General features: G+C 61.9%; 3 protein-coding genes. All 3 read right to left on the bottom strand.

The features are described 5' to 3' along the window. Window positions 1-295: 295 nt before the first annotated feature. Window positions 296-2,497 carry an exodeoxyribonuclease V subunit alpha gene (gene recD, locus VJ956_RS14860; RefSeq protein WP_324085821.1) on the bottom strand — a complete coding sequence of 734 codons (2,202 nt, stop codon included), beginning with the start codon at window positions 2,495-2,497 and terminating at the stop codon, window positions 296-298. Beyond that, the gene (recB, locus tag VJ956_RS14855) at window positions 2,494-6,201 is read right to left on the bottom strand and encodes an exodeoxyribonuclease V subunit beta (protein WP_324085820.1); all 3,708 of its coding nucleotides are present in this window, start codon (window positions 6,199-6,201) and stop codon (window positions 2,494-2,496) included. Before recB ends, recD begins: the two co-directional genes overlap by 4 nt. Next, window positions 6,198-8,552, bottom strand: a 2,355-nt coding sequence (gene recC / locus VJ956_RS14850; protein WP_324085819.1) for an exodeoxyribonuclease V subunit gamma, incomplete at its 5' end; no start/stop codon positions are given. The genes recB and recC, both read right to left, overlap by 4 nt.

Here is an 8,552-nt window from a genome sequence, read left to right as displayed (position 1 = left end):
TGCAGGACAGCCTGCCCCGGGTGGTGACTGAATTTCGCCGGTTCATGAATGACTGCCTGTCTGACTGAGGGGGTGGCGAGCAAGCAGGGAAAGCTTTGCAGAACACGCTGTAAATACGTCCCTGTACGCTCGGCCTCCGCCCCTCAGTGCTTATTGCTCCTGCGTCGCACTGAGGGTCCAGGGCAGGCCATCCATGGCCAGCCCGTGAAGAGCTTGCACTCTTCACCCATGGCTCCGGACGGTTCTGCAAAGCGCTCCCTGCTTGCTCACCCCTGAGCTCTTACAGGCGCCGATATTAAACAAGTAACCTCGCTAAACCGGATGCCCTTACAACGCTGCGGCCGACAGCTTCCCGCAACACTGCTTCCCGGGGCACCGCAAGGCTGAGCCAGTGCCGGGCGCGGGTAATGCCGGTGTAGATCAGTTCCCGGGTCAGTACCGGGGTGAGCCGGTCCGGTATCACCAGGCAGGCGTGGGTAAACTCGGAGCCCTGGGATTTATGCACGGTCATGGCGTATACGGTTTCCAGTGACTGCAGACGGCTGGGGGATATCCAGCGGATAGTTCCACTGCCATCGCTGGAAGGAAACGCGACCCGCAGGGTCTGGACCGGCTCGCCCTGGTCATTGCGATCCCAGGGAACGCTCAGCGTCACGCCGATATCGCCGTTCATCAATCCGAGATTGTAATCATTGCCGGTGACCAGCACCGGTCGACCGGCGTACCAGCCCTCGGTGCGCTCAATAAGCCCTTCACGGCGCAGCCGCGCAGCAATTTCCCGGTTAAGCCCTGCTACGCCAAATGGGCCCTGGCGAAGCGCGCAAAGCACCTTGAAGTGGTTAAATGCCCGGAGTACCTCAGTTGCCCATGCATCCCAGTGTTGACGCGCGTCAGCGTCAGTTTCACCGCCAGCAGCCATTGGCTTCCGGTCCCGGATGATCCGCAGGTAATGGCCATAACCCACCGGCGGGACAACCGGTGCCTCATTGATCATCCGCCCCTGACCATTATTCCGGAAATGGTCGGGGCTGCCGGTAAGGGAATGATCTGCCAGCAATGTCCTACCTGGCTCATCGGCACCGGCAAGACCACTATTGGGGTCCGGTGTCAGCCAGGCCACGTCTTCAAAAGACCGTTCCCGGCATTGATTGACCAGCGCTTTCTCCAGTTTGCCGGCATTGGTGGCCGAGGCCAATACACCAATGCCACTGTGCTCACCGAAACGATAGCTTTTGCGGAGCATGGCCACAGCCTGATCCAAGGGCAGACCGTCGGCATCGGTCAGCTCGGCGGGTAAGGTGCATCCCGTCACCGACTCCAGCCATTGTACCGTTTCGGGCCGATAATGGGCCGCCTCGGCGCGCTGGCAGAGCTCCCCCAGCACGGCGCCAGCATCCACCGAGGCAAGCTGGTCTTTGTCCCCCAGCATAATCAGCCTGGCACTGGCAGGCAGCGCGGCGAACACCGAGGCCATCAGGTCCACGTCCACCATAGAGGCTTCGTCAATGACCAGGATATCCAGCGGCAGCGGGTTGTCCTCGTCATGACGAAAGCTCCGCGAGCCCGGCCGGCTTCCCAGTAATCGGTGCAGGGTGGTGACCTGGGTGGAAATGGTGGCCTTGCCGGGTCGACCGGGCAGTTGGTCGAGGGGCAATCGCTCAACTGCTCCGCCGATGGATTCGTTCAGCCGTGCAGCAGCTTTGCCGGTAGGGGCGGACAGCCTGATACGCAAGGCCTCACTCGCTCTGACCTGGCTCGCTCCGGCCGACTCGCAGGTAACCGACTGCAGCGCCGCCAGCAGGTTCACCACTGTGGTGGTCTTGCCGGTACCGGGGCCACCGGTGATCACGCTGAAACGGTTCCGCGCCGCCAGCGCACAAGCTATTTTCTGGTAGTCCGGCTCTGGGCGGGTTCCGAACAGGGCATCCAGCGCCCTGCCCAGCAGGACCGCATCCACCCGTTCGGCAGGGCTTTCCAGCCGCGCCCGGATACCGGTGGCAATCGACTGTTCGTAGCGCCAGAACCGGCGCAGATACAACCGCGAGCCATCCAGTACCAGCGGTGTTGTCTGTTCGCCGTCGCCCACCGCACGGCTTTGCCTGAGTGCAGCAGTCAGCTCGTCCGGGCTTACCCCGGCAAACAGGTCCGATGGCCGCACGCTGTCGGCAGGAAGCGAACCCACCCCTTCCGGCGGAAGCACCAGCGTGGGTTCCGTAGCCTGGCAAAGATGGCGTACATCCAGGCAGACATGCCCCCGCCCGACCTGATGGGAAACCATGGCCGCCAACAATGCCAGCATGGCCGACGGTTGCTCCCCCTGTTCACCAATCAGGTCGCAGACAAACGTCGCAAAGGCATGGTCGAGGGCACGGATCCACTCTCGCTCTACCCAGTCGTCCAGCAGAGCCAGTGCCTCTGAAGCATTCCCGGGCAAAGCTGGTGGCTCTGCCGGAGTCACATCGAACAGATCCTGGATGTAGCCGCTTTCGCCAGTCATGCTGCCTCCTCACTCTGGCCACTGAACAGCCGGTCCAGTTCTTCGATCAGCTCCCGGCCCGGCCGTTCGGCAAAGGCGCCTGCGCCCGGTGCATCAGATCCTCGCAGGAACAGGTAGACCGCACCGCCTACGTGGGTGTCGTAGTCATAGTCAGGCAGGCGGGATTTCAGCAGGCGGTGCAGTGCCAACAGGTAGATGACGTACTGAAGGTCGTACCGGCTGTCGAGAATTTTCTGTTTCATCACCTCGTTGACGTAAGCCTGATCGTCCTCGCCCAACCAGTTCGACTTGTAATCCAGCACGTAATAGCGGCCCTGATGCTCGAACACCAGGTCAATAAACCCCTTGAGCATGCCGTTAAAGGTGGTTTCGTGGGCTTCCGGCCGGTTCTGTCCGTTCAGGGTATGGCGCCGAACCAGGGTGTCCATAACGCGAGTATTGACCTGGTGGCTTTCAAACCAGAACTCCAGTTCCGGACGAAAGGTTTCCAGGCCGGCGAGCGTGCAGGTTTCATCGCTGTCCGGCAGAGCAATCGCCATGGTGATAAGTGAGTGGATCCAGGTCTTCAGGGTATCTGCCCAGTCGCTCCAGTTGCGCAGCCTGCACCGGCGTTCCAGCAATTCATGGAGCTTTTCCGGCGACCCGGATACCTCCTGAAACCCCTCGGTCGCACACCACTCAAGAATATCGTGAAGGAAGGTACCGGGGCCGGCTCCCTTGGGGAAGCTGTGCTGATTGAAGGGTTGCGGTGCTGTTATGGCGGCATCCGCCGCGGCCGAAGGACTGGTATCGGCTGCCTGACCTTCTTCGCGCAGGTTCTCCTGCTCCGCATCTTCACTGGCGGGTGTGAAGTCGCCGCCAAAACCACTGAGTGCGCCATAGGTGATGGCGGAATAGCTGGCAATCCACCAGTTTTCGCGAGCTTCACGCGTCGGTTCCAGCGCCCTGCCAAGTTCCGGCTCCGCTTCACCGGCGTAAACATCGTCTCCCGGCTCGGGCACCGGCGCCACCGCAATGGCAGGCTCTCCCTCGGCCATAGCCTGGAGAAAAGGGGCCAGGTCGGTGTCCGCATCGCTGGCAGAACGGCCAACCAGGTGGCCCAGGCCGCTCTGACGCCAGCCCCTGATGCCGGCGGCACCCACCCAGGTAGCATGGCGGGAACGGGTGAGGGCGACGTAGAACTTGCGGATATCCTCTCCCAGCCGCTCCCGGTCGGCGCGTGCCAGGGTGTCTTCATCCGGTTCCAGAGAAATCTGCAATTTACCGTCGTCGTCGTGGTACTTGATAAAGGCCTGGTCCGGTTTTTCCTGACGAAACTCGGTGGCAAACGGCAGGAACACCAGCGGGTATTCCAGGCCTTTGGACTTGTGCACAGTGACCACCTTGACCAGCCCGGCGTCGCTTTCCAGGCGCATGGTCCGGTGTTCGTCTTCGTCGTCGGATTGCCGCAGCATTTCGGTGTAGTGATGGATCAGGGCGTGTTCGCCGTCCAGTTGCTGGCTGTCCTGCTGCAGCAATTCGGCAATGTGCAGAATATCGGTGAGGCCACGCTCCCCGTCCGGCCCTGCCAGCAGTTTTGCCGGAATTTCATAGTCCATCAGCAATCGCCGCAGCATGGGCAATACACCCTGCTGCTGCCACAACTCCCGGTACCCCTGAAAACGGCTGATCTCACGGTCCAGCGCGTTCTCATCACTGAGTAGCCGGTCCAGATCCTGATAGCCCAGGCCCATGGTGGGTGTCGCCAGCGCAGCGCGGATCAGCGACAACTGGCCGGGTTCGGCACAGGCCTGCAACCATTGCAGCAGCTCCATGGCCTGGGCTGACTGCAACACGGAATTCTGGTCTGAGAGATAGACGCTGCGAATATTCCGGGCACTCAGCGCCCACCGGACGGCATCCGCCTCGACCCGTTTGTTCACCAGAATGGCGATGTGCTCCGGTCGCAGGGCTTCGATTGGCTGATCGTCGGCCACAAAGCCGGCCTCACCCGCCTGACCAAGATTCAGCAGCCGGGCAATCTCCGCCGAGCAAACCTCCGCCATTGTCTCTCTGCCAGCTTCTTTGGCGACAGGTCGGTCATCCGCCAGCGTCCAGAATGTCAGCGGTGGCTGGAACTGACCGTTTACCGACCACTGCCGGTCGGTACCCCGGGCTTCAACCGGAGTGAACGGCAACGGGTTGTCCTCACCGGCACGAAACATGAACGCACCCTCCGGCAACGACTGATCCGCCTGGGCGAACACACGGTTGACGCCGTCCACCATGGCAACCGCAGACCGGAAGTTGGTGCCCAGGGTGTAGGTGCGGCTGCTGACCGCACGGCGGGCATCCAGATAGGTATGGATATCAGCACCACGGAAACCGTAGATGGCCTGCTTGGGGTCACCGATCATCAACAGGCCGGTGTCCCGGTCATTGCTGGCCACCCGGTAGATGCGATCAAAGATACGGTACTGGACCGGGTCGGTATCCTGGAACTCGTCGATCATCGCCACCGGAAACTGACGGCGGATGGTCTCGGCCAGCCGCCCACCCTGTGGTCCGCCCAGAGCGTTATCCAGGCGGGTAAGCAGGTCGTCAAAGCCCATGCTGGCCAGGCGCTGTTTTTCACTGTCCAGGCGCCGGCCAATCCAGCAGGCGGCATGGTTGAGAATATCCGGCTTTGCCACTGGCATGGCTTTCAGGGCCGGCTTGAGTTCGGCGATGGCGTCCATGGCCGGATGGTGGGGTGGCTCGTCATCACCACTCCACTTTTCCGCGAACGCCCCGGTTTCCAGGGTGTCGAAGCCCTTGGTGCGTTTGCTGGACAGAAACTCGTGGGGCTCGGCGGCATCGGTGGTGGCCCATTCCCGCATATGGTCCACGGCTTTCTGGATGGAGTTTTTGGTGGTGCCATGCAGAGGCTTGGGTTTGCGTTTGCCGGTTTCCGCCAGCAATTCATCCAGTTCATCACACCAGGCCGGCCAGGGTGCCTTGAGCTCGTTGAGTCGGGCCTGCCGACGGCTTTGCGCATTCTCCGCTGCAGCCACCGGATCTCTTTCAGGCGCTGGCAGGGCATCCACGTGGGGCAAGAGGTTGCGGACGGACTGGCGCAGTTGCTCCGGAGTTTTCCAGGTATCCAGCACCTCGTTCATCAACTCCGGCGCCAGGGGATACACGAAGGTGCGCCAGTAGTCCCGCACCACATTGTCCAGCAGATCTGTCTGGCTGGTTTCCAGGGTCTGGCGAAACAGGCTGCCGCTGTCGAAGGCATGTTCGCTGAGCATGCGGTTACACCAGCCGTGGATGGTGGAAACCGCGGCTTCGTCCATCCATTCTGCCGCCAGCAGCAGTTTGCGGCGACAGGCCGGCCAGTCCGCCGGAGGGCAGGCATTGCGCAGGCTGACCAGTGGGTCTTTCGCCCTGGCGCTGGTGTCGACCGTCTCCTGCTTTACCGCAAATAGGGCAGCGGCTTCCGTCAGCCGGGCGCGGATACGGTCCCGCAGTTCCTTGGTGGCGGCTTCGGTAAAGGTGACCACCAGCAGGTTGGGCGGCATGATGCCCTCCCCCAGCGGCTCTTCTGCTGTGCGTTGCCCCAACACCAGGCGTACATAAAGCAGTGCCAGGGTAAAGGTCTTGCCAGTGCCGGCGCTGGCCTCAATCAGCTGGCTTCCGCGCAGTGGCAGTGTCAGAGGGTCCAGCGTGCGAATGCTGCCGGTCATTGCGGCTTCTCCCTGTTTGCGCTGACAGATTTCGCGCGGCCAGCCTGCTCCGCATGCCAGAGTGGCTCATACAGGGCCGACACCAGTTGCGTAAACTGGTCAATGGCAAGCAGTTGGCCGAAATCGGGGTAAGCTCGATGCAGGTAGCCGCTGTCACGGGCCAGGGCCTTGTTGAAGGCCTCTTCTGCTTTGAACAGGGCTTGCTCTTCGTTGCCCTCCCCCCTCGCCGGATACAGGCCCCGCAGGTAGCCGAAGGCGGCGCCGGACTCAACAGCCAGCGGTCGCGTCTGGCCCTCAATCCAGAGGTCCAGCAAGGCCGCCAGATAGTCGCCAGCAGTCGCACTGGCGACAGGCAACAGGTTAACAACCCGCTTCTCTTCCTTGGCGATAACCAGGGTGTGGAAGGCCTCGAAGCGCAGGTTCCCCGCCAGATGCGCAACCCAATGTTCCAGCAACGCGGGGAACTTCAGCTGGCGGGAACTGCCGGAGCCTTCCAGCAGGTTGCTGCTGGCAATCACCACCCGGCAGACGGCACCATCTGGCCGGGCGCGCAGATTGCCGAGGCGGTCGCTGACAGCCACGGAGCCCTCGCCGCTTTCATGAGAGTCCTCGCCCCTGTCATGGCGGAATTCGAATCCGGTCACTTCTGCAATAGCCTCAGGCCAGAGCGCAAGTGCTTCCTGGTAACGTTTGTGTAAATCCGGCATGCGGGTTTCAAGTTGCCGGGCAAGCGCGTATTCCGTCAGCCCCATTCCCAGCTCGCCGCGGCGGGCCATGCTGGCCAGGGAGGTTTCCAGACGCTGATGCAGTTCCTCCTCCGAATCAGCTTTCATTACCGCCTGACGAATCAGTTCATGTTCCAGACGCCAGTGCTGCAGGCCATCCATGGCAAAGGCTTCATTGTCGGTATCCAGGTCTTCCACCGAGGCGAACCGGACCTGCAGGCGACGCTGGTAAAAAACTTCCACGGGCCGCTTGAGGAAAGCGCCGATGTCCCCCAGCGTGATCGGGTCTGCCGGCGGCAGATAGGGTAATTCGGCCCGCTCTGCTTCCACTTCCCGGGACTGGTGAGCGCAGAGCCATTCACTGTCGTAGGTGAACAGTCGTCGGGCGGACAGCACCTCGTTCACATCTGGAGCCTCCGGTCCGGCGCCGCCGTTCGCCGCAGGAAAGTACTCGCGGCTGAACGGCTGTAGCGGGTGCTCGGTGGTCAGCGCGTCAGACGCTGACTTGTTACTGCCCGGGACCTGCCAGACCGCATCCAGATGATCCCGAAGCTGACTCACCAGCACCGATGGCGGACGTTCCGAATCATCTCGAATGCTGCGCCCCACCCAGCTGATGTAAAGCTGGTCCCGTGCCGACAGCAGGGCCTCCAGAAACAGGTAGCGGTCGTCTTCACGGCGGGAACGGTCGCCGGGCCGATAATCCTGGGCCATCAGGTCAAAGTCCACTGGCGGGCGTGAGCGTGGGTAGTCGCCATCGTTCATGCCCAGCAGGCAGACACGGCGGAACGGAATGGCCCGCATCGGCATCAGGGTGGCGAAATTGACTTTTCCGGCCAGGAAGCGCTGGTTGAGACCACTCTCTTCCAGCCCTTCCAGCAGGATTTCCCGGACAATGTTCAGGGGCAGCTCCACCTCTGTCATCCCCGCACTGTCGCAATCCTGAAGCCACTGCTCCGCCTGCCGGCGCAAGCGGTTTACCAGCAGCAGCTCCTCGTCGGACAGGTCGTCAAAGAAACGTTCGAGTATTGACTGCAAAAGGTCCATCCAGCCTGCCGGCGTCGCCGTTGCTCTCAGTTCGTGCCAGAGATCTTCGAGACGGTCGATAAAACGGCAGAGACTGCCCGCGACACTGGCCTGCAGCCCACCAATTTCATCGTAGGGTTCAATGCCCTGCCAGGGTTCGTCGCGGCCCGTACCATAGCCCAGCAACATACGCCGCAGGCCGGACTGCCAGGTATTGCGCTCCAGCCCGGCAGGCAACTCCAGGCTGCTGCGATGCTCACTGTGCAGACCCCAGCGAATATTCGCGCCCTCTACCCACTGGCGCACCAGGGGCAGATCGCCTTCGGCAATGCCAAACCGCTTCCGCACCGCCGGTACTTCCAGCAGGCTGACGATCTCGCTGACACCAAAACGGCTCTCGGGCAACCCCATCAGCGTATCCAGGGCAATCAATACCGGCTGGCGGTGACGCTGACCCTGGTCAGAGATGGTGAAGGGAATATGACGCCTTGACGATGGCGGATAGCGGCCAAACACCGCCTGGATATGGGGCGCATAGGTGTCCACATCCGGCACCATGACAATCATGTCTCGCGGGCGCAGGTCCGGGTTGCTGTTGAA

The sequence above is a fragment of the Marinobacter sp. genome, assembly GCF_035268745.1.
Taxonomy (GTDB): domain Bacteria; phylum Pseudomonadota; class Gammaproteobacteria; order Pseudomonadales; family Oleiphilaceae; genus Marinobacter.
This window is presented reverse-complemented; position numbering and strand designations above follow the sequence as displayed.